Source organism: Paraburkholderia phymatum, assembly GCF_040965635.1.
Taxonomy (GTDB): domain Bacteria; phylum Pseudomonadota; class Gammaproteobacteria; order Burkholderiales; family Burkholderiaceae; genus Paraburkholderia; species Paraburkholderia phymatum_B.
Map to the genome: position 1 here is coordinate 279,257 of NZ_JBFRCH010000003.1, position 21,027 is coordinate 300,283.

The following is a 21,027-nucleotide window of genomic DNA, read 5'->3' on the forward strand; positions in this document are numbered from 1 at the left end:
GAATGATGCACGCGAATCCATCCACTCATAATGACCTTGCGTAATCGCCCACGCCCAGTCTGGCGCGGACGGGGCGCGGCGTTGCGACTTCAGTCGCCCGAGCCGTCACGACCGCACCACGATTTCAAATCTCCTCCGTCCCCGTGAACCGACTGGCTTTGCCGAATCTGGTCTAAGACAGCCAACGTTCCTCCGTCACTGAAAGCTGGTTCCAAGGAGTTCAGAGGTCGCTCACCAGTTCCGGCACGACCGTGAACAGATCGCCAACCAGACCGTAATCCGCGACGCTGAAGATGGGCGCCTCTTCGTCCTTGTTGATCGCGACGATCACCTTCGAGTCCTTCATGCCGGCGAGGTGCTGGATCGCGCCCGAGATGCCCACCGCGATGTACAGCTGCGGCGCGACGATCTTGCCAGTCTGGCCGACCTGATAGTCGTTCGGCACGTAGCCCGCGTCTACTGCTGCTCGGGATGCGCCCATGGCTGCACCCAGCTTGTCCGCGAGCGGCTCGAGAATCTTCGTGTAGTTCTCGCCGCTGCCCAGACCGCGGCCACCCGACACGATGATGTTCGCCGACGTCAGTTCCGGACGGTCCAGCTTCGTCACTTCGCGGCTCACGAACTGCGCGATGCCTGCATCGGCTGCGGCTTCGATCTTCTCGACCGATGCGATGCCGCCTTCCGCTGCAACCGGGTCGAAGCCCGTTGCGCGTACCGTGATGACCTTGATCGGATCAGCCGATTGAACGATCGCGATCGCGTTGCCTGCGTAGATCGGACGCTCGAACGTGTCGGCGCTATTGACTGCCGTGATGTCGCTGATCTGTGCGACGTCGAGTTTCGCGGCAATGCGCGGTGCGATGTTCTTGCCATAGGCCGTCGCGGGCGCGAGGATGTGCGAGTAGTCCTTCGCGATGTTCAGTACCGTCGCCTCGACACTTTCCGCCAGGCCCGCTTCGAGTTGCGGCGCATCGGCGAGCAGCACTTTCGCCACGCCTGCAATCTTCGATGCGGCATCAGCGGCTGGCTGTGCGTTGTAACCCGCGACCAGCACATGAATGTCGCCGCCGACGAATTTGCCAACTGCGTGCGCGGCAGCAACCGTGTTCAGCGTCGCGGCCTTGATCGACGCGTTGTCATGTTCAGCAATTACCAGAATCGTCATTTCATTCGTCTCCGTGTGCCCGAAAAAATCAAAGCACCTTGGCCTCCGTCTTGAGCTTCTCGACCAGCGTCTTCACGTCCGGCACCTTGACGCCGGCGGAGCGCTTCGGCGGCTCGCTGACCTTCAGCGTCTTCAGACGCGGCGTGACGTCGACGCCCAGGTCTTCGGGCTTCACAGTTTCGAGCGGCTTCTTCTTCGCCTTCATGATGTTCGGCAGCGTCACGTAGCGCGGCTCGTTCAGGCGCAGATCCGTCGTCACCACGGCGGGCAACTTCAGCGACAGCGTTTCCGCGCCGCCATCCACTTCACGCGATACGGTCGCCTTGCCGTCTGCAACCGTCACTTTCGATGCGAAAGTAGCCTGCGGCAGGCCCGCCAGCGCGGCCAGCATCTGGCCCGTCTGGTTCGAATCGTCGTCGATGGCCTGCTTGCCGAGGATCACCAGCTGCGGCTGCTCCCTGTCGACCAGCGCCTTCAGCAGCTTGGCCACGGCCAGCGGCTGCAGGTCTTCATTCGATTCGATGAGGATCGCGCGATCCGCGCCGATCGCCAGCGCCGTGCGCAGCGTTTCCTGGCACTGCGCGACGCCCGCCGACACGGCGACCACTTCCGTCGCGACGCCCGCTTCCTTCAGGCGCACGGCCTCTTCGACGGCAATCTCGTCGAACGGATTCATCGACATCTTCACATTGGCAATGTCGACGCCCGTGTTGTCCGACTTCACGCGGACCTTCACGTTGTAGTCAACCACTCTCTTGACTGGCACAATGATTTTCACTTTGTCCTTCCTGGCAAATCTGTTCGTTTACGTCTGTCTCAGCTGCGGCTATCCCAGCTATCGATCAAGCATCGAATGCGGCCTGGGTGATGACAACTGGCGAGACTCGTGATTCCGTGATCCGACGGGCCACGACTTCCTTGATGGCCGGCTGCCCAAGCACAAAGGCTTCGCGCCGCGATATCACGTGACCAACCGGTGCAACAGCACTCAACGCACGTGTGGTCAATACGCAATTGACGGGCACGCCGTCTACAAGTGCATCGAAGCAAATGGGGCCTTCGTCAAAACGTACGGTATCGACGGGGGGAAACAGAATGTTCATGGCGACCTCAATACATCAATCTCAATCAGACGCACCTGGCGAAGTTGCACATTGCTTCTACCGGAAGCCCCGCAACGCATGAAAGAATCGTAGCCCGGATCCCGTCCGGACCGAGTGTCCAAACCTGACCTTCTATGGACAAATCTGGCCACTAATCGAAGCGACGCCCGCTGTGGAGGCAGCATTTTCAGGCGCCGCGCCCGCGCCCATACGGACAGAACAGAGGCCTGCATCACGCCGGTTCTTTTTGCCGGTAGCGTGCCAGTTCCAGTCTGGCGATAGCGTTGCGGTGCACTTCGTCCGGTCCGTCCGCAAGCCGCAACGTTCGCTGGTTCGCCCACGCGTACGCAAGCGGGAAATCATCGGACACACCTGCTGAATCGGCCCGATCACTTCCCTCATCCGCAAGAGCTTCTACTGCCAACCTTCGCGTTCTTCTTTATTCGTTTAATGCAGGAACGTAGAAAGTTCGCCACATGACTCGCAGGAAGCGCCCACCGTCATGCGGCAGACCATTCGTTCGTGATTTGCCTGCGAACATCGACTCCGGCATATGATGGACGATGGTACAGGCGAATCCGGCCGACCTCGGGCCCCTCCCGCTGCTTTCGCCGCTCCCGGTCTGTCAAAGGGAGAGTACCGAACTGTCGTCTCTTTCATATACTGCTCTTACCAGCAGTCCATGTTGGCAGCTAGCGTAACGTCTCGTTGACTACCTTGAGTCGAGGCCATATGAGCACTATCACGCCGGCCGGACACGCCGAACCCGAACGGCGCGAGCCGATTCTCAATACCGTTGACCGTGTCTGCGAAATTTGTTTTGGACTGTTCATGGCCCTGACGTTCGTCGGCGCCGTCAAGGCAGTCACCGCGGGCGAAGATGAGGGGTACAAGATGTTCTTCGCCGCGCTCGGATGCAATCTGGCGTGGGGCCTGGCCGACGCCGTGATGTATCTCGTACGCACGCTCGCCGATCGAGGGCAGCGTCTGAAACTCGCGCTGACCGTGAAGCGGGAGCAGGACCATGCGGCAGCCGTTCGGGTGTTGCGCGATGCATTGCCTGAGAAGCTGGAGCCGCTCGTCGAAGATGCCGACCTCGAGCGGATCCGCGCGCGCCTCGCGACCGCATCGACGCTGCCACCTCGGGCAAATTTTGCGAGTGGTGACTTCGTCGGCGCGCTGGGCATCTTTCTGCTTGTTGTCCTAGGAACGTTTCCGGTCGCGGTGCCGTTTCTTGTCGTGAGGGATGTTACAACGGCACTCATCGCCTCGCGCGTGCTCACACTCGTGATGCTTTTCATCGCCGGCTTTGCGCTGGGGCGCTACACCGGCGCAGGGGCAATGAAGGCAGGTGTCGCAATGATCGCGCTTGGCATTCTGCTTACGATGGCAATCATCAAGCTGGGCGGCTAACCGACCCCAAGCCGTTCCAAACCTGGTCGGCCCGCTTTCCATCTGCGGGTGCAGACCCTGTCCGTTAGCAGGGAGACGCACACTATTGTGAGAGGTCTGCTTCATGGAGAACGCCAACGGTTCCGCGCACGCCCCGCTGAAGACTCGCCACGTGGTGGCAGAACTTTCCAGGGCCCTTGGGCGGCTACGTGCTCCGATCGCCTTTCTGTTTGTGCTTTATCTCCTGCTTTCCGTCGTAATGTACGACTTCGGTGGCCCGGTCCAGTCGACAAGCGGATCGCCATGCTCGTTTGGCGAGGCCCTCTACTTTTGCGCGATGAGGGCGATCACGATCGGCTACCGCTACATTGTGCCTACCACAACCGTTGTCCACATCGACTCGGTATCGCTCGGGGTGCTGGGCATACTGCTGGTGAGTACTGTTGCTGCCGCGGCGGTTCGCGGCGTCCATGAGGCGATACAAAACGCTGACACACGGCGCTAGGTCAGCTCTAGCACTGAGCTAAAACTCAGACCCGGCTCCAATTCTTCTCGGTTGCGGACCCTGATGGAAATCGTCTTCACCGTTTTGATCCTACTGCTCGCGGTCGCCGTATCGGGCGTCGCCGTGCGGCTTCTGCGTGGCCTGTTGCCGTTACCGCTCGTCCAGATCGCAATCGGTGCATTGCTTGCCTGGCCAAAGTTCGGTCTGTACGTTACCTTCGACCCCCAACTGTTTCTGCTACTCTTCATCCCCCCGTTACTCTTCGCGGACGGATGGCGCACTCCGAAACGCGAATTCTTCATGCGGCGCCGTTCGATCCTGCTGCTTGCGTTTGGCCTCGTGTTCATGACGGTGCTCGTGGTCGGCTACTTCGTGCATGCGCTCGTGCCGACAGTTTCGCTCCCCATCGCGTTTGCGCTCGCAGCGGTGCTGTCGCCGACGGACGCCGTCGCGCTTGCTGGCATTGCCGGTAAGAACCGTATTCCGCCGCATCTGATGCATATTCTCGAGGGCGAAGCGCTGATGAATGACGCCTCGGGGCTCGTCGCGCTCAAGTTCGCGATTGCGGCCGCGCTGACTGGCATGTTTTCGCTGCGCGAAGCTTCGATCAGCTTCGTGATCATCGCCGCGGGTGGCCTTGCGATGGGCGCCGCGATGAGCTGGGTGTTCAGCTTCGTTATACGGCGCCTCCGCAACGTGACGGGCGAAGGCGATCCAGCACCCGGCGTTGTATTGACGCTGCTGCTCCCGTTCGCAGCTTATCTGTTCGCCGAACATTTCCATTGCTCCGGTATTCTCGCGGCGGTCGCCGCCGGGATGATGATGAACTACGCGACCATCACCAGCGCCGGCACGGTATCGGCACGCGTGAGGGCAAACAGTACCTGGTCAATGGTCGAATTCGTCTTCAACGGCATGGTGTTCATTCTGCTGGGACTGCAGTTCCCTCACATCATCGGTCGTGCACTGCTCGACGCTCACGAGACGGGTAATGGCGACGTGTGGCGACTGATCGGCTACGTGGCGGCGGTCACTCTCGCGCTTTATACGATGCGCTTCGCGTGGGTCTGGCTGCTGCGCTGGTCCGCAAGCCTTGGCGCGGCCCGGCACGGCGTGATCAACGCCGTGCCGGGTCTGCGTACCGTGACGATCATGACGGTCGCTGGAGTGCGCGGTGCGCTGACGCTCGCTGGCGTGTTGTCGATACCCGTTGCGTTATCTAGCGGTGAGGCGTTGCTGGGACGTGACCTGGTGATCTTTATCGCTTCGGGTGTGATCCTGACGTCGCTGCTGGTCGCAGTGTTCGCACTGCCGCAGTTGTTACATGGCGCTCGCCACGGGCACGATGCACATGCAGTTGAAGAACAACACGCGCGCAAGGTCGCCGCGCAAGCCGCAATACGCGCGATCGACGACCTTCATCGAACCGTCACCGGAGATATGGGCGAATCGGCAACAGCCTTCGCTGCGGATGCGACTGCGCGCGTGATGGACCTCTACCGTCGGCGACTCGCCACGCTCACCGCCGACAGGAATTCCACTGACGAAGTGCGCCGGGCGGAAGTACTGGAAATTCAGATCAGCCTTGCGGCGATGCGCGCGGAGCGCGCTGCGCTGCTGGACCTGCGCAACGCCCACGAAATCAATGACGAGACGTTGAGCAAGCTGATGCGGGAAGTGGATTTTTCGGAAACGGCGCTGACCACCCGCGAACAGGCTGGTACGTGACCACACGGAGCGTGGGCCGGATCAGTTTTGCAAGGATCGGATCTCGCGATCACCATCGCATATGTAGGACCCAACTCTTCGGATCAAGATGATCAACTTTCGAGCGCGCTTCGGCCGGTGGGAAACGGACGACGGATGTCGCTTCATGGCCGAGAGAACCGGTTCCGTGAACGTTCTACAGAGCTGACGTTGGAGTCTTCAACGGCAGCTTTCCGGCGCGGTGGGTGAACGCGTACTGCCGGCCAGCAACGGACGGTCGACGTATCAGGAAGACGAGGTCCGTAGTGGCTCCGGGATTTCTCACCCGGGTTGAAACTGCTGGCACTCCGTTTCGAACCAATGGTCGACCAGGCGCTGCGCCGCGTGTAGGTCCTCCGGGAAGTTTGGATCGTCGTTCCATGGTGACGGGTTGTAGCCCGCTTTCCTCAGGGCCGCAAGCTCGCTTTGGTGTTGCGCCGTCGTCGGAGGCGCGTTGCTCCTAAGTGCGGCCAGGTCACGGCACTCCGTTGGGCTCAGATGTGGGCCGCTTTGGGGCACGCCGCCAGCGGCACATCCCGCCAGCAGGAGTGCCAACGCAGTAAGCGTCAAGCGGTATCTCGGGAGGTTTTCCATAGCGCATCTCGTTGATTATGGATAGCAGATGGTTTCGGTAGCGGGGCACTCCAATGAGCGCAGGGAGTGGCGGCAGGATGATTTCTAAGAACTCGACATAATTTCAGCGATGGTCTGGAGTAACGGTCCCACTTCTGGGTACCGTTATGAGGCCAACCAGTCTGCGCCCGACAATTCCAACGTCCGGTCTTTCGCATCATTCCCGGCGAACATCACTGACGATTTACATCGCTACGATGCGTATCTACGCGATGTACGAGGCCTGGCAGCCGAGACATGTAAGAACCGACTACCCGTAGTCGGCTTGCTCTCGCGATACAAATTTGAGCGGTGCGATGCGAAGCTTTCCATAAGGCGGCCGTATAGCCGGCGGATGCCTCCCTGCCCTCTCGCGCTCGCACCAAGCGCGGGTTATCACGGTTACCCGACCACCGATTCATGGCCACCATCTATGATCCACTCTGACGAATCCGCACAGAATCGGGTCTACGAAATCCTTGTACGACCCATGCGAACTCGACCACTATCTTCCGCTCGGAATCGGCGCGGGCGTGTACGCACCTATCTATCGCGGGGACAACCCAGAGCAAAGCGGAGCAGGCGACGACATGCTTTCCGGGCTTATATCGATGTCTGCGTTGTGCCGACTTGAGCAACACTGGTCGGCTCGCCTGCATGGACTCATCCTTGTCGCGGGGTCAAGGGGCAACTCGGTCGTCTATCACACGCTTTGCTGCGTTAAATCCCGCCGTCAAGGCCTCGTCCACCGTGCCGAAGACGCGGTTTCCTTCTGTGACGAGCCCAATCGGTACGCCTACTGGTCTTCTCGGGTCCGCCGTATAGATACTCACCACTGCAATGTACCCCACTGGGGGCCCATAGGTGAATTCGCTTGACAGAGCCCGCACAGACTCAAGCCGCACGGTGATCTCAAAGCCTTTATACGAGTACGTTTTTTCCATTGATCCACTCCCAGCTTGACAGACCGCGAGGCGCTCGCATTGATGCCGGCCTACTGCCAGCGTCGCCTTGTCGCCCGTAATCGCCTGATTCCATGACGCACAGACAATCGCCGCCGCTTTTGACCAGCCCGTAGTTCTCGATGAAGTCGCAATCGAGCAGCCTTATACGGGATCAAGCGAACTGATATGACTGCCGTCAACCTCGGTGACGGCTTGCGTAGGGATCGATCGGATATGCGTTCATCGCGCGCCCTCAGTTCGTCAGGTTATCGGCACCTTAAACGAAACGCCAGCACCAAAGTTAAACAGCTGTTCCAACGTTGATGGGCAGCAGGCCAGATGAAGGGTGCAGCGTTTCTACTGCTGCTTTCCGTGCCTTTGGCCGTGGGCTGCCTGAATCGATATCCGGTGCCAGCTTCGATAGCCACAGACCTCCGCGTCGTGCCAGGTATCACGACGATGACCAGCGGTGCTGCGACACGCCCCCGCCGCCGACGGATTAGACCAAGGTCCAATACAATTTTCCGGCACGGCATCCTACTCTAGCTACTTTCCGAGTGACATACCACACTTGTCAATGGCGCGATGCCGCCGTTGTAGGCGCGAAGCGCAGGCTAGCGAGCCAGCGTGTGTTGCACAACCCCCAGATATCGCTACGCGTACAAACTGCCGCGTGCATTGTCGCTATCGCTTCTCAGCAAAATTCGATTGCGCTGGGCAATCGGTATTGCATGGAGGCTTGGAAATGCACGCTATTGCCGGCACAAACGGTGAACCCGCATGAATGCAGTAAAGCTGTTTCTCGAAGCTCAGCCATTGTTCACACTCTTCCTAACCGTGGCACTCGGCTACATCGTCGGGGAAGTGGACATCAAGGGCGTCTGCCTCGGATCCGGAGCGGTCCTGTTCGTCGGTCTCGCGATTGGCGCCTTTGCGCCCAAATCGTCCCCACCGGCCCTGCTAGGTACGCTCGGACTTTTGCTTTTCCTCTACGGAATTGGTATCCAGTATGGCGCACAGTTTTTTAAGGGCCTGTCGAGCCCGGACGGCATCAAGGCGAATCTGGCGGCCTGTTTGGGCGTACTCGCAGCCGGTATCGGCGGGTGGTGTCTCGTCCCGCTCGCAAGCTTCCGGCTCGCAGATGCACTCGGCATGTTTGCCGGGACCGGTACAAGTACAGCCAGCCTTCAGGCGGCAATTGCGACGCTTAAGAACAATGATGCAGCCGTGGCGTACAGCGTCACTTATCCTATCGGCGTGGCCGGACCGATTCTGTTTCTTCTCCTACTGAAGGTCGTTTTAAAGCCAAAAATCGATACACCAAACGCAAAGATCATCGATATGGCCGAGATCGCGCTGGCGAATGCCGATTTCATTGGGCTTAAACTGTCCGAACTGACCGCTCGCCTTCCGCAAGGTCTCGCCATCGCCGCTGTGCGCCGCAAGCATCACAACCAGTTACCAGCTGCGGACCTGGTCTTGTTACAGGACGACGTTTTGCTTGCCACTGCGACCGATCCGGAACTGTTGCGCAAGACTGCGGAACTTTGCGGTCAGTTGCAGCCCGGCAGAATAGCGAGCCATCGCGAAGACCTCGATTACATGCGTGTGTTCGCGTCGAGTCCGAGCGTGGTTGGCAGGTCCCTGCGTGAATTGCGCTTTCCCGAAGGGGTCACATGCTCAGTCGCTCATGTGCGACGTGGCGACGTAGACCTTCTGCCCAGCCCCGAAATTGTGCTGGAGACGGGCGACCGCGTTGGCGTGCTCGTGAATCGCGCGCATATGCCCATAATTCGCGCGTTCTTTGGTGACTCGATCAAAGGCACGGCGGATCTGAGCTTTGTCAGCCTCGGGATCGGCGCTGCAGCCGGCCTGCTGGCAGGCGCCGTCGCCCTGCCGTTGCCCGGTACGGGCGGCTTTACTTTGGGTCTCGCCGCGCTGCTGATACTCGCGCTCTGTCTCGGTAAGGCGCGGCGCAGCGGGCCATTCGTGTGGGTCATGCCGTTGTCGGCGAACCTGGTCCTGCGCAATCTCGGACTGACCATATTTCTTGCACAGGTCGGCATTTCATGCGGACCGAAATTCGTCGACACGGTTGGTACAACTGGGCCCCTATTGCTGCTGTTCGGGGCTCTCGTCTTGCTGGTGCTTGTGCTCGTTACCGCCGTGTTCTCGATATGGGTCTTCAAACTCCCATTCGATGCAGCGGTCGGCGTGATCTGTGGCGCGACAGGCAACCCGGCCATCCTTGCGTTCGCTAACCGCATCGCACCTACGGATCGCCCTGACGTCATGTACGCGATGATCTTCCCGTCCATGACCATCGTGAAAGTGCTCTTCGTGCAGCTCGCGATTTCCCTCTCGTAACGATCGCCCGTACCGGAGGAGATACTCGATTCGAATTCGCATTCGGATCGTCTGCTGCGACGACGCGGTGCAGTCCGTCTACTGTGACCCTGAGGTCGGGACGCTGCAAACGTAGGTGCGCATACCCTGCGTCACCTGCAGTGGAAAGACCGAACGCTAACGGCTCATCAAAAAAGAGCCGCGTCATGTGCATTGTTTAGCGTGCGCGAAAGAGGACGCAGCGCGTTACTGAACATCGGCATCAGGCACCTTGCTCCAGCCCGTGCCCGGGTCAAACGACTTCATAGTCTCCGCCTTGGCGGCGCTGTCCGGTCCGAGGTCTCGTTGATAGACCTGCCCCGCATGGCTCACCATGAAACTCTTGATCCCCGTGTCTCCATATTTGACGGGCCAGGCGATGACGGCGAATCCGCCGAATAGCTTTCCTCCGACAACGTAGTCATAGGCACCACCCGGTGCGTGCGATCCTTGTGATTCGAGCAGCTTGTAGTGGTACCCGTAGTAGCCGGCATTCTTCGCATTGCGCGAACTTGCATCAACGAACGCGTCGCCGAGCGGACTCGGGGTCGCCTCCCGTCCGGTAGGCCAGTACAGACCGTCATGTTTGCCGGGCGAACTCACCATCCTTGACGCATAGGCAAGCACGCCCTCGCCGTCGTGACTGGTTTGTGCATACTCGCGCTGCGCGTCGTAGATCGCGAGCATTGTCTGAATGACGGCCAGTTCATTGCGTCCGATGCGCCGCAATCGCATTTCTTCCGTGCCGGCGTGCGTATCAAAGCGCCATCCTTTACTGCTCTTGACGAGTGGTATCGGGAACGTCCAGCCATTGTCGCCCACTACGATGTGGGTGCGTCCTGTTTCCGTCGGCTCGATCGTGTGCGACCTCGCCCATTCGGCGATAAACGTATCGCGCAACTCTGCTCCAACGGGTGGAATCAGTTCGCGAAAGTCATTGCCGAAGATCGTGCGCAACGCGTCTTCGCGGTCTTTCACCACTGCATCGCCAAAGGCGTTCATCGCCGCCTCTGGCGAGCTGAAGTTCTTTTGCGCATGCACTGCTGTCGTCGTTGCGACCGACAGGACGGCGACGGCCGCAAGGTTTGCGAGTTTGAGCGTCAGCCATTGCTGGACGACGCTTGAATGGAATTCCATGCTTCCCTCCTTAACGCCTGCCACCGCGGAATCCACCGCCGCCGCGCATGCCCGCACCACCGGAGGGCCGGTTAACCCCTGAACCCCGCATGCTCGAGCTACCCCTGTCGAAGTCACGTTGCGCGGTACGGCCGCTCGTGCCCACGCCGTTGAAAGCGTTGTCGCGTCCGCCGCTGTAACCACCCCCGCGATCGCCACTGCTGACACGATTCACGTCACCTCCTGCGCGATTCGACGCGCCCCGGTTCGCGCCAGCAGAACGGTCTGCCGTCGCTGCGCGATTGCCTGCCCCTGCCCGGTCATTGGTGCCGGGACGGTTACCCGCGTCGCTTCGGCCGCGATACTGGTCGCGTGTGCCGGCACGCGGCGACTGCCCGGCGAATTTATCGCGCGTGGCATTGTCCCGATAGGCGACGCCCTGGCGATGGCTCGCATCATGCTGCCATCGACCGCCTTGCCCCTGGACCTTGCTGCGATCGAAGTTGCGGTTGATGTTGGCGGCCTTGTCGACGTTGATGTTGACGTCGCCTCCACCCCAACACGAGTTGCAGTCGCTGAAGATTGCGCCGGCGGCAGCTATGCCAATGCCAAAGGCAAAGCCTGTCGCGAGGGCCGCACCGGGATAGTAGCCGGGATAATAGGCGGGATACGGCGGCCAGTAGTAAGGCGGATAGGCAGGATAGCTCCACGCGCCATACACGACAGTCGGATCATAGGCGGGCACATAGATCACCTGCGGGTTCGCGGGCTCGATCTTCACGATAGTCTGCCCGCCTCCAGCAGGTGCCTGTTCGACGATCACGTTCTGCTGCTCGTTCGACTTGAGGTTGCCCGACTCCTTCGCGTGTGCCCGCAAGCGCTGCACGGCAGCGAAGACGTCCTTTTGCTGCGCAAGAAAGGCGTCGCCGAGCTTCTGGGTCCAGTCGATCTTGTCATTCATCGGCTCAAGTATCTGCGGGAACGCCACCAGCGATTTCACGCTCGTGTCCCACGGCTGGTTCTCTACCGCCTTCACGGCGGCGTCGCCCTTCACATTCGGATTTGCTTTCACCCAACGCGCCGCGTGCACGATCTCCAGCGGATAGGTCGACGCCATCAATACCTGCGCCAGCACGGAGTCCGGGTAAAGCGCGATCGGCGCGACCAGGGCTTCGATCTCCTCTGGCTTGAATGGCGATGGGCCCGACGCCGCTGGGCCTGATGGTGCGGGGCCTGATTGCGCCGGGCCAGATGACGCCGTATTCAATGACGCGGGGCCTGATTGCGGCGGGCTAGTTGGCGCGGTGCTCAATGACGCGGTACCTGATGGCGGGGGGCTCGCCGGACCGTGATCTGCACACGAGGGGATGGCGGCCGGCAGAACCAGCCATAACAAGCAGGCTCTAGCCCATCGGGCCTTCCAGTTGATCATGGCCACTCCGCCCGGCAGGTTCCTGTCGCGGACAACGAGGCGTTCCTGCCTGTCATAGAAGTCGCTGGTGCCTGCGTGCCTGGCTGCCCGGATGGTCCGGGCGTCGACTCGGGAAGCAAAGAGTCCGGGGTAAACTCAATCGCGAGTGTCTCCCATCCGACTCCGAACCAGTCACCAGTCGTGGGTTCCTTACCGCGAATGAGGAACATCAGCAAAACGCAGGCAACAATGATATGTAGCCAGAACGCTGCCTGCTCGAATCCCTCGAAATCGTGTTTCACGTCGAGTCTCGAAACGCAGGAAGACCTACGGGATGCATTGCGCGATATCTCTGACCGACACGCGAGCCCGACTGGCTGACCACCCAGACAATCGCGGAATACGTCTTACTGGCCCGCGCCGTGAGCGACCGACACCGCAGCGTCGCGCTTCTTCTTCGCTTCCGCTTTCTTGTGGTCATACACCTTTTTTGCAGCCGCGACTTCACGGTCGTATTCGCGATTCGCCGCAGCAACCTGCTGGTGCATTCTCACTATCTCGTCCGGATGTTCAGCGCCCGTCGATGTGCCGGCCCCAGCATTGTTCTGCGCTCCAACGCCAAGGGACGCGAGTCCTAGAGTAGCGGCAATCAAGACTGCACTCGTGTGTTTCATGACGAACTCCCGATGTTGTGCCTGCATTGTCTGTCTACCGGTGAAAAAAACCGACGGCTTCCAGCCTATACGGGTTGAAATGGATATGGTATTGGACTTTGGTCCAATGACTGGTTGGCACCCTGAACTAAACGGGGACCTGCGAAACGAGCCGCGCGAAAACGAAATTCGCGCTGCACGACTAAAGCGCGCCTTTTCGCTTACGTGGAATTCAGTCCGCTTCCAGCACGACGACCGTGCGCGGCTGTATCAAGCAGTGATCCAGCTCAGCCGGTGCCTCGCGCGGCGCCGGAACAATGTCATGCGGGCTGCTCTGCGCGGTATCGACGATCCGGTGCCAGCGTCTCCCGTCGAGTACAGTGGGAAGCGCGACCTGACGTGCCGAATCATCCATGTTCAGGATCACATGAAGAAGCGCCTCTTCCGGATCTTCGCCGCCCAAGGTAAATGCGAGAAGCCGCGCTCGTGGATTCAGCCACTCGGGTTCATGCAGTCGTTCGCCATGCCATGCGATGTCCGGGTGCGCGTGGCCTTGCACGGGTCGCCCCGTCAGAAATCGCCGCCGGCGCAGACTCGCATGCCGCTTGCGCAGCGCGATCAGTTCGCGCATGAACCGCAGCATCCCCGATACGGATTCGACCCGACGCCAGTCGAACCACGAAAGCGCGTTGTCCTGGCAATAGCCATTGTTGTTGCCGTGCTGGCTACGGAGTACTTCGTCGCCCGCGAGCATCATCGGCACGCCCTGGCTCAGAAAAAGTATGGCCATCAGATTGCGGGCCTGACGGCCGCGCAGTTGAACGATTCCCGCGTCATCCGTTTCGCCTTCCGCGCCGCAGTTCCATGACAGGTTGTCGTTTGAGCCGTCGCGGTTTTCTTCACCATTGGCCTCGTTGTGCTTGCCGTTGTAGCTGACAAGGTCGTTCAGCGTAAAGCCGTCGTGACACGTGACGAAGTTCACGCTATTGCCCGGCAATCTGCCGTCGTCCGCGTAAAGATCCGCGCTTCCTGCTATACAGGTTGCCACCGCCCCAATGATCCCGGCGTCGCCGCGCACGAAGGGGCGAATCACATCGCGGTAACGTCCATTCCATTCCGCCCACGCCATGCCCGGAAACGCCCCGACGTGATAGAGGCCTGCGGCATCCCACGCTTCCGCGATCAGCGGCACGCGCGACAGGATGCGCGATGATTCGATCGCCCATGGAAGTGGCGGATCGGTCATCAGTTCGCCATGCCGGTCGCGCGCGAAGACGCTGGCAAGATCGAACCTGAAGCCGTCGACGCCCATTTCTTCGACCCAGTATTCGAGGCAATGCACGATGAACGCCGTCACGAGCGGATGATTGCAGTTCACCGTGTTCCCACAGCCGGTGTAGTCGAGATAGCGGCGCGCGTCGCGGGGATCGTGCTGATAGAAGATGTCGTTGGCGAACCCCTTGAAGTTGATGACGGGTCCCGACTCGCCCGCTTCCGCCGTGTGATTGAAGACCACGTCGAGCAGCACCTGAATTCCCGCGGCGTGCATGGCGTCCGTCATCGCGCGAAATTCGTTCACGGCGTTTGCCGGATCGACGCAATAGCGCGGATGCGGGCTGTAAAAACTATGCGTGCTGTAGCCCCAGTAGTTGACGAGACCGCGCGCGGCTGCTGCGGCGGGCACATCCTGTTCGTCGAACGCCATCACGGGCAGCAGCTCGACGTGCGTCACGCCGAGTTGCTGAAAATAGGGAATCTTTTCGATCAGTCCGTCGAATGTACCGGGATGCCGAACGCCGCTCGATGGATGGCGTGTAAAGCCGCCGACATGAAGTTCGTAAATAATCGCGTGATCGAGGCCACGCGCAACCGGCGAGCGTGGCGCAGCCGTGGATTCGACGACGATCGCGCGGTAAGCCGCGTTCGCGACGTCCGCCAATTCGATGGTCTTGCGCCGGTCCCAGAGCACGTCGCTTACGGCATGCGCGAATGGATCGAGCAGTTCGCGGCGCGCGTCGAACACATGCTCAGTGTGTTGAGTATCACGCGGCGGGTTCACTCGCCATGTGTAGAAGACATGCGGAGCCAGATTCTCGACCAGTACGTGCCAATAGAAGAACGAGCGATTGTGCTCGGACGTCAGCACAACGACCTGGAACGGCTCCGCGCTATCCGGCGCTTCATACAGCAACAGTTCGACATGCGTCGCATGCCGGCAGAAGATGCAAAAGTTGACACCTTCCGGCACCACGGTCGCGCCTGGCGGAAAACGTGATCCGGCGCGTATGACATAACGCTGGACCGGTTCTGCATCAGCTTCGGTCAAGGTCGATTCTCACGGGAGAGATCTTCCAGATGCGCTCGCAGTACTCGTATCGCGCGATCCGAAGAGAATTTCCCGGAGCGCGCCGTATTCAGAACCGACATGCGAGTCCAGCGCGACGGGTCTTGCCACGCTGCGCTCACGCGCTGCTGACACGTCACGTATTCAGCATAGTCGGCAAGTACGAGGAACGGATCGGATTGCAGCAGGTTCTCGACGAGCGGACGGAACACCTGCTTGTCGCCGCGCGAAAAATATCCGTCCGCGATCAGGTTGAGTGTCTCGCGCAATTCCGCATTGTTTTCGGCGTATTGCGCAGGACGATAGCCATCATGCTCCACCTGCTCTGCGGTCCGGCCAAACAGGAAGAAGTTTTCATCGCCCGCTTCCTTCGGGTGGCTGCATTGGCGCTTCAGTGGAGCTACCGGGCCGCGTCGCGCCAGTGGGCGGTCTCGCTACATCCGTAGTGCTGCCAGGGGAAATATGCGTACAACAAGCCAGAATACGTTACCGCGTGTGCATTTCAAGTCGATGTACAAACGGTCATTATTTCGTCATGCATGTCCCATTCATCCGTCGATTCGTTGTGCGCAGCACCAGTTTTCCAGACGTCGCGCGTTCAGAACCTGAAGATCACATTCAGGCTTAGACCGCTGAAGCGCAGCGTCTGCACGAGCTGATCGCCCGAGCCGTAGAAGGCGAGATACCGATACGTCAGACTGACGTCACCCCACTTCAGCGCGTAGCCGAGCCCCGTCATCGCCTGCCAGGTGAACTTCGACGTTCCGGCGCCCAGATCGAGATAGAACGGCACGTACCAGCGGCCGTCGCCCGTGATCGACACGCGTCCCCGCAGGCCCGCGAAGCCGTCGAAAACGTTCTGCATCTGCGATACGTCTAGTTGCGGGTTCGCGCCCACGCCGGCGCTCGCTGTCGGGACGGCTGTCGCGTCGAGCGTGCCCTTCGCGCCAAGATAGCGCATCCCCACGATCGCATCGACGTAACCCCACGACTGCCGCATCATCGTGCGCCCGCCACCGATCTCGACCAGCGTGCCGCGAAAGCTCGTTTCGACGCTCTGCTGCGTTTCGCGCGGCCCGAACAGGCCGTTCGTCGCATTGACCGCACTCTCGTGGCGCCCGAAGTTCAGATAGATTCCGTCCGCGAAGAAACTCCAGTCGCCCTTGCGCGCTTCGCCCTGAATCATGAAAGCGAATTTGAGGTTCTGCAGATAATCGTATGGGCCCGTGGACGCATCGGCTCCGCCGCCAGGCAACGAGAAGCGCATCGTGCCGTCCACGGATGGCAGCCACAGGTATGGCGCCACTGCGAATTGCCAGTGATCGTCTGCATCGCTTCGCGTCGGCGCAGCGTCCGACGCCTGTGCGAACGTCGCGACGAACGTCAGGGCGGCGATGCATCCGCAGTATCCGCGCATGAAGGGAGTCTCCTCTGCTTCCATTCGAATGAACGCGCCGCCCGGCCGAATCGGCTTCCAATCTGATGCATGCGCTGCCGCATATCGGCAGGCGTGAGTCACGGGGCCTTGATTTCGTTTTCGAGCGTCTGTCCTTGCTCGAATGCCGTTGCGCTTTGCAGCGTCGTTTCGCAGATCGTGGTCAGCGCTTCCCGCGTCAGAAACGCCTGGTGCCCCGTCACGATTACATTCGGAAAAGAGACCAGCCGCTGGATGAGGTCGTCCGCAATCACGACGCTCGATAAATCCCTGAAGAACAGGTTCGCCTCCTGCTCGTAGACGTCGATCGCGAGGCCGCCCAGCTGACCGGATTTGAGGGCTTCGATGACGGCCTCCGTATCGATCAGCGCGCCGCGGCTCGTGTTGATCAGCAGCGCGCCCCGCTTGGCGCGCGACAGCGTTTCAGCGTTGATGATGTGGTGCGTCGCCGGCGTCAGCGGACAGTGCAGCGAAATGACGTCCGCTCTCTCTCCGATCTCGCCGGGGGCCGCGTAACGCGCGCCCAGCGTCTCGAACTCCCGCGACGGCATCGGATCGTAGCCGATCACTTCACAGCCGAAGCCGAGCATGATCTTCCCGAACACGCGGCCGATCTTGCCGGTGCCGACCACAGCGACCGTCTTGCCTGTCAGGTCGAAACCGATCAGGCCGTCGAGCGAAAAATTCGAATCCCGCGTCCGGTTGTACGCGCGATGGATTTTCCGGTTGATCGCGAGCAGCAGCGCCACCGCATGTTCCGCGACGGAGTTCGGCGAGTAGTCGACCACGCGAACGACTTTCATCCCGAGTCGGGCCGCCGCCTCCAGATCGACGTTGTTGAAGCCGGTGCAGCGCAGCGCCACCAGCCGCGTGCCGCCTTGCTGGAGGGCTTCCAGCACCTGGGCGTCCGCGCGATCGTTGACGAAAATGCAGACAGCGGGATAGCCGGTTGCAAGTCCTGCTGACTCGGCCGTCAGCGGCACTTCGAAGAAATTCAGCCTGTGATGCCCGTTCGCGTTGGCCTCGTCGAGGTAGCGGCGCTCATAGGGCGTCGAGCTGAAAATGGCGATCTCCATGGCGTGCCTCCAATCTCCGGATAATCGCGATAAAAGCCAGAACCACGGCGCGCGTCACGCCCGCGCACAGGCAGCGTGAGCGTGTCGTGGGAATTTCAGGGCAGAGGGCGGTCACTGGAAAGACTAGATCATGCGCGCGCGGGATGATATGGGACCTTGGTCCAACGGCTGCGCCCTTAGTGCATGGCTACGCGTAATGTCAAGCGTCCAACAAACCTCAACGAAACCTGCCAGACGCCCTGTCCAAGTATGTCAGCCGCTGCGGTCATTCCAGCCTCCCACATATGGTCGGTTTCCCGAGGACCGGTATGCGAGAAATAATCAGGCGCCCCACCTTTCAATTGTCGTTGGAGCCGCCACCAGACCCGCGGCGGCGGCTTCGGAGGTCGATGATCTATGGTCATTCGATCGTATTCGGATACTCGGAAATATCGCCGCGATCTTTACTGTCCGCGCGGCCGTTTCGGTCGAAAAATAGAGTGCAACAAATCGAATTCTCAGTTCAGACGGTACATGGTTTGGGGCTGTGGGTAACCGCCCTTCAATGGCTTTAACTTGCGCAGGTGACGGCGGATTAACGCCAGCTTCTTGCGGGCGTTTTGGGCCTTTGGCTCATCTGGCCTTTCGAGAAAAGCCCGCCTGGTCGACAGAACCGGGCGAGTGCCGTTTTGGCAGACATAGGATTTCGGCACACTCCGCCGCAGCGATTGCGGGGATGATCTTCACCGGATTTCGGGGATAGTCTTCACTGAAGAGCCGCCTCCCGTGTCAAGGAAGCGGATCTTTTCGAAATTTTCGTCGTCGTCCGGCACAGGCAAAAAGAGCGAGAAATGAAAGACCTCGGTATCACCGGACAGATCGATATTGCAGAATTTGAGTCCTTCAACCCGGTTAGTGAAAAGGATTCCTACATGGTGCCACCCGGCGGGATCGGATTCTTGAAGGACGCTTTATAGAAGCGGTCGTCGATGTGCACTTTCGCTGCTCCGCCGGGTCGCGTATGTACTGGCCACGCGGACTCGAACGGCAAGTAATAACCCTCGCCGTTTTCGGTGCGGAACATCCATAAATAAAGCAAGGTTCTGTTCGTCACCTCGACCCAGACCGGTTGTACGTCGGCTATGTTCAGGTTGGTACCGAACATGCGCTCGTTGTCGTCGGCACTCAGCACGGCTGCGCTCACCCGTACACCGTGACTTTCCGCCGTCACGGCACGGGCGCGCAACGACGCGTCATCAGCACGCGTAGACGACGAAGCACTGTTTGCATGCGTTAAGGGCGAGTAACAGGCACCCCGCGCAGAGTGCATCTACGATCTGACGCAATCGGCGTAGTGGATTCGTCATGGGCCGCCCGGAAACAAGCTACGCCGAGCCCGGTGGGGGCGTCTGCAGCACGACGTCCAGCGCACGTGGACAAAGCGGTGTTCGCATTACGGTCGTCTGGGAAACCCCGGACGACCTATCGAGGCTTGTGTGCCTCCGTTACTTGCCGCTCAGTGCATGGTGTATCCACGACCGCTCATACAGGCAGAATAGGCCTGGTTCCATGCGCCCATGGCGTTCTGTTTCTGCGCCTCAGCGTTTGCCTGCGCGTTCCGCTGGTTCTGGCGCGCACGCATCCCGCCACCCATCGTTCCTGCGACCGCGCCAACGGCGGCGCCCTTACCTGCGTCGCCCGCAATCGCACCGATGACCGCGCCACCCGCCGCGCCTCGAGCGGCGCCGCCAACCCGTTCTCCGCCGCCTACCGCAGGTCCAGACGGAGGCGGAGGCGTTGCGGCGACAGCTGTCGGATCAATGCCGGTTTTCGACTTGGCCCACGAAGCACATTGTCCCTCGTCCTGCTGCTGTTTCTGTGCGCTTTGGCCTTTGGCCGGATACGCGACGGGCTGCGCTTGCGCAAGAGTCTGGTAACACAGCAGCGCCGCGATAGCGCTAATGTGGTAAATCCTTAAGGCGTTCATAAGAGCCCCCTGTGTGGTGGCGTGCTCTCACCTAGTCTATTCGGTCCGCTGAATTAGCGGTAGGAATCTCGAAAGTCGATCCGGGGCGACGGCACGTGTCGCGCCTCATGGAAGACCTTTTAAGATGCGAAACTGGCGAACACGATGCAGACAGTTCCCGCTTTTGTCGACTGCCCGAAACATTGGCTCGTCGCTAGTTCCACAGGGACATGGCCGAGTTCTTCAGACAGAAGGACAGAGTCCCGATAAATTGGCCCTGTCTGGACCGGTGGCAATTGCAAACGGGTTTGTAGCGAATTGCGGCGTCGACTCAATATGATGTTAGAACATTCATCGCGCTTTTGATGCTAATACTCGGTGTACCGACTCACAGAATAATGGTCGTGATTATTTCGTTTGATAAAAACAGAACTTGCCGATCAATGAACCGGCGAATATCGGCCTAAAACTCAGGGCAAAACCAAACGACACGCCGTGTACATTGTGGTCAACCACATACCGGACCAGCGCGCGAGCGCACGTGATCACAATGGCGGCAGCCACGCCCCTACCGGTCATGTTGCGACGCATTCTCGACACTGCGACGCCCGCGAGTCGGGCGGCGATGACGCGCTCGTTGAACAACCTGATCGTGACGCTTGAAAGTGCAATCCTGGTCAAGGCGCCGCCCGCGCCTTTTTGGCCCCCCGTTAGCGGGCGCCAGGAAGCATCGTCACCTGTGGCGCGCAATAGCATCGATGGCTGTCGTCACCACCGGGTCCGCCTGCGGCCATGGCGCGTACAACCCGCGCTCATCATGTTTTTTCCTCGCGGCCGTACCGGCGCACGCAAACACGCGTGCCCCCCGGCCGCGATGATTCGCGGAAACGTGTCGCGTTACCTGCAGCGCCCCATCGGCCAACATCGCGCGTACGGCCACGAGCACCTCGTTGCGACTCGTGCCCAGTTGCTGCGCAATCTGCATGGCGGTGCGCTCGCTGCCATCCGCCAGCAGCGCCCTGATTTGCGCAGCCAGCCGTCCCGTCCTTTGGGGCTGACGATCCACAGCCGGGGGCATCAATGTACTGTTCTTTTCACGCATGTCTCGCCCGATCATCACAGGCGAACGGGCTGTTGGCTCGCTGTCGTGCTTCCCGGGATTGCGCGCGTAATAGCAACGCCGGTCGACATCGAG

At 60.2% G+C, this 21,027-nt stretch carries 18 protein-coding genes and 2 pseudogenes; 4 read left to right on the plus strand and 16 right to left on the minus strand.

Annotation, left to right across the window (positions count from 1 at the left end):
• Positions 1 to 220 precede the first annotated feature (220 nt).
• The 4 genes and pseudogenes from AB4Y32_RS07880 to AB4Y32_RS07895 form a co-directional block, all read right to left on the minus strand.
• A complete protein-coding gene (locus AB4Y32_RS07880; protein WP_368720780.1) occupies positions 221 to 1,165 on the minus strand; it encodes an electron transfer flavoprotein subunit alpha/FixB family protein in 945 nt (314 codons plus the stop codon).
• A 28-nt stretch (positions 1,166 to 1,193) separates the two neighbouring features.
• Positions 1,194 to 1,943, minus strand: a complete 750-nt coding sequence (locus tag AB4Y32_RS07885) for an electron transfer flavoprotein subunit beta/FixA family protein (RefSeq protein ID WP_368720781.1) — start codon at positions 1,941 to 1,943, stop codon at positions 1,194 to 1,196.
• Positions 1,944 to 2,007: 64 nt separating this feature from the next.
• Positions 2,008 to 2,268, minus strand: coding sequence for a hypothetical protein (locus tag AB4Y32_RS07890; RefSeq protein WP_368720782.1), 261 nt, complete (start codon positions 2,266 to 2,268; stop codon positions 2,008 to 2,010).
• Between the two features lie 232 nt (positions 2,269 to 2,500).
• Positions 2,501 to 2,641: pseudogene (locus AB4Y32_RS07895) on the minus strand (acyl-CoA dehydrogenase family protein); the annotation flags it as partial.
• A gap of 359 nt (positions 2,642 to 3,000) precedes the next feature.
• On the opposite strand from AB4Y32_RS07895, the gene AB4Y32_RS07900 reads away from it, so the two are divergent.
• The 3 genes from AB4Y32_RS07900 (at position 3,001) to AB4Y32_RS07910 (ending at position 5,893) form a co-directional block, all read left to right on the plus strand.
• On the plus strand, positions 3,001 to 3,681 hold the full coding sequence (locus tag AB4Y32_RS07900; RefSeq protein WP_368720783.1) for a VIT1/CCC1 transporter family protein: 681 nt from the start codon (positions 3,001 to 3,003) through the stop codon (positions 3,679 to 3,681).
• 103 nt (positions 3,682 to 3,784) lie between these two features.
• Positions 3,785 to 4,165 (plus strand): potassium channel family protein, encoded by a 381-nt coding sequence (locus AB4Y32_RS07905; protein WP_368720784.1) that lies wholly within the window; start codon positions 3,785 to 3,787, stop codon positions 4,163 to 4,165.
• 63 nt (positions 4,166 to 4,228) lie between these two features.
• Positions 4,229 to 5,893 carry a Na+/H+ antiporter gene (locus tag AB4Y32_RS07910; RefSeq protein ID WP_368720785.1) on the plus strand — a complete coding sequence of 555 codons (1,665 nt, stop codon included), beginning with the start codon at positions 4,229 to 4,231 and terminating at the stop codon, positions 5,891 to 5,893.
• A 300-nt stretch (positions 5,894 to 6,193) separates the two neighbouring features.
• On the opposite strand, the gene AB4Y32_RS07915 is transcribed toward AB4Y32_RS07910, so the two are convergent.
• Positions 6,194 to 6,505, minus strand: coding sequence for a DUF4148 domain-containing protein (locus AB4Y32_RS07915; protein ID WP_368720786.1), 312 nt, complete (start codon positions 6,503 to 6,505; stop codon positions 6,194 to 6,196).
• A 1,742-nt stretch (positions 6,506 to 8,247) separates the two neighbouring features.
• On the opposite strand from AB4Y32_RS07915, the gene AB4Y32_RS07920 reads away from it, so the two are divergent.
• Positions 8,248 to 9,834 carry a TrkA C-terminal domain-containing protein gene (locus AB4Y32_RS07920; RefSeq protein ID WP_368720787.1) on the plus strand — a complete coding sequence of 529 codons (1,587 nt, stop codon included), beginning with the start codon at positions 8,248 to 8,250 and terminating at the stop codon, positions 9,832 to 9,834.
• Between the two features lie 225 nt (positions 9,835 to 10,059).
• Here the strand turns inward: AB4Y32_RS07920 and AB4Y32_RS07925 are convergent, their stop codons facing one another.
• From AB4Y32_RS07925 to AB4Y32_RS07975, 11 genes and pseudogenes are all read right to left on the minus strand, one after another.
• A complete protein-coding gene (locus tag AB4Y32_RS07925) occupies positions 10,060 to 10,989 on the minus strand; it encodes a DUF2950 domain-containing protein (protein WP_368720788.1) in 930 nt (309 codons plus the stop codon).
• Between the two features lie 10 nt (positions 10,990 to 10,999).
• The gene (locus AB4Y32_RS07930; protein WP_368720789.1) at positions 11,000 to 12,400 is read right to left on the minus strand and encodes a DUF3300 domain-containing protein; all 1,401 of its coding nucleotides are present in this window, start codon (positions 12,398 to 12,400) and stop codon (positions 11,000 to 11,002) included.
• A gap of 386 nt (positions 12,401 to 12,786) precedes the next feature.
• Positions 12,787 to 13,053: a hypothetical protein gene (locus tag AB4Y32_RS07935; protein WP_368721083.1), complete on the minus strand. Its 267-nt coding sequence runs from the start codon at positions 13,051 to 13,053 to the stop codon at positions 12,787 to 12,789.
• Positions 13,054 to 13,264: 211 nt separating this feature from the next.
• On the minus strand, positions 13,265 to 15,319 hold the full coding sequence (glgX, locus tag AB4Y32_RS07940; protein ID WP_368721084.1) for a glycogen debranching protein GlgX: 2,055 nt from the start codon (positions 15,317 to 15,319) through the stop codon (positions 13,265 to 13,267).
• Between the two features lie 25 nt (positions 15,320 to 15,344).
• Positions 15,345 to 15,747: pseudogene (locus AB4Y32_RS07945) on the minus strand (glycogen/starch/alpha-glucan phosphorylase); the annotation flags it as partial.
• 227 nt (positions 15,748 to 15,974) lie between these two features.
• The gene (locus tag AB4Y32_RS07950; protein ID WP_368720790.1) at positions 15,975 to 16,793 is read right to left on the minus strand and encodes a hypothetical protein; all 819 of its coding nucleotides are present in this window, start codon (positions 16,791 to 16,793) and stop codon (positions 15,975 to 15,977) included.
• A 98-nt stretch (positions 16,794 to 16,891) separates the two neighbouring features.
• Positions 16,892 to 17,887 carry a 2-hydroxyacid dehydrogenase gene (locus AB4Y32_RS07955; protein ID WP_368720791.1) on the minus strand — a complete coding sequence of 332 codons (996 nt, stop codon included), beginning with the start codon at positions 17,885 to 17,887 and terminating at the stop codon, positions 16,892 to 16,894.
• A 907-nt stretch (positions 17,888 to 18,794) separates the two neighbouring features.
• A complete protein-coding gene (locus AB4Y32_RS07960; protein WP_368720792.1) occupies positions 18,795 to 19,070 on the minus strand; it encodes a hypothetical protein in 276 nt (91 codons plus the stop codon).
• 312 nt (positions 19,071 to 19,382) lie between these two features.
• Positions 19,383 to 19,853, minus strand: coding sequence for a glycine zipper domain-containing protein (locus AB4Y32_RS07965; protein WP_368720793.1), 471 nt, complete (start codon positions 19,851 to 19,853; stop codon positions 19,383 to 19,385).
• 387 nt (positions 19,854 to 20,240) lie between these two features.
• Positions 20,241 to 20,588 (minus strand): hypothetical protein, encoded by a 348-nt coding sequence (locus AB4Y32_RS07970; RefSeq protein ID WP_368721100.1) that lies wholly within the window; start codon positions 20,586 to 20,588, stop codon positions 20,241 to 20,243.
• The gene (locus AB4Y32_RS07975; protein WP_368720794.1) at positions 20,566 to 20,934 is read right to left on the minus strand and encodes a hypothetical protein; all 369 of its coding nucleotides are present in this window, start codon (positions 20,932 to 20,934) and stop codon (positions 20,566 to 20,568) included. Before AB4Y32_RS07975 ends, AB4Y32_RS07970 begins: the two co-directional genes overlap by 23 nt.
• Between the last annotated feature and the right edge of the window lie 93 nt (positions 20,935 to 21,027).

Coding starts and splice junctions, on each gene's coding strand:
- AB4Y32_RS07880 (WP_368720780.1), bottom strand. CDS start 1,165: ATGACGATTCTGGTAATTGCTGAACATGACAACGCGTCGATCAAGGCC.
- AB4Y32_RS07890 (WP_368720782.1), bottom strand. CDS start 2,268: ATGAACATTCTGTTTCCCCCCGTCGATACCGTACGTTTTGACGAAGGC.
- AB4Y32_RS07900 (WP_368720783.1), top strand. CDS start 3,001: ATGAGCACTATCACGCCGGCCGGACACGCCGAACCCGAACGGCGCGAG.
- AB4Y32_RS07905 (WP_368720784.1), top strand. CDS start 3,785: ATGGAGAACGCCAACGGTTCCGCGCACGCCCCGCTGAAGACTCGCCAC.
- AB4Y32_RS07910 (WP_368720785.1), top strand. CDS start 4,229: ATGGAAATCGTCTTCACCGTTTTGATCCTACTGCTCGCGGTCGCCGTA.
- AB4Y32_RS07915 (WP_368720786.1), bottom strand. CDS start 6,505: ATGGAAAACCTCCCGAGATACCGCTTGACGCTTACTGCGTTGGCACTC.
- AB4Y32_RS07920 (WP_368720787.1), top strand. CDS start 8,248: ATGAATGCAGTAAAGCTGTTTCTCGAAGCTCAGCCATTGTTCACACTC.
- AB4Y32_RS07925 (WP_368720788.1), bottom strand. CDS start 10,989: ATGGAATTCCATTCAAGCGTCGTCCAGCAATGGCTGACGCTCAAACTC.
- AB4Y32_RS07930 (WP_368720789.1), bottom strand. CDS start 12,400: ATGATCAACTGGAAGGCCCGATGGGCTAGAGCCTGCTTGTTATGGCTG.
- AB4Y32_RS07935 (WP_368721083.1), bottom strand. CDS start 13,053: ATGAAACACACGAGTGCAGTCTTGATTGCCGCTACTCTAGGACTCGCG.
- AB4Y32_RS07950 (WP_368720790.1), bottom strand. CDS start 16,793: ATGCGCGGATACTGCGGATGCATCGCCGCCCTGACGTTCGTCGCGACG.
- AB4Y32_RS07955 (WP_368720791.1), bottom strand. CDS start 17,887: ATGGAGATCGCCATTTTCAGCTCGACGCCCTATGAGCGCCGCTACCTC.
- AB4Y32_RS07965 (WP_368720793.1), bottom strand. CDS start 19,853: ATGAACGCCTTAAGGATTTACCACATTAGCGCTATCGCGGCGCTGCTG.
- AB4Y32_RS07970 (WP_368721100.1), bottom strand. CDS start 20,588: ATGCTATTGCGCGCCACAGGTGACGATGCTTCCTGGCGCCCGCTAACG.
- AB4Y32_RS07975 (WP_368720794.1), bottom strand. CDS start 20,934: ATGCGTGAAAAGAACAGTACATTGATGCCCCCGGCTGTGGATCGTCAG.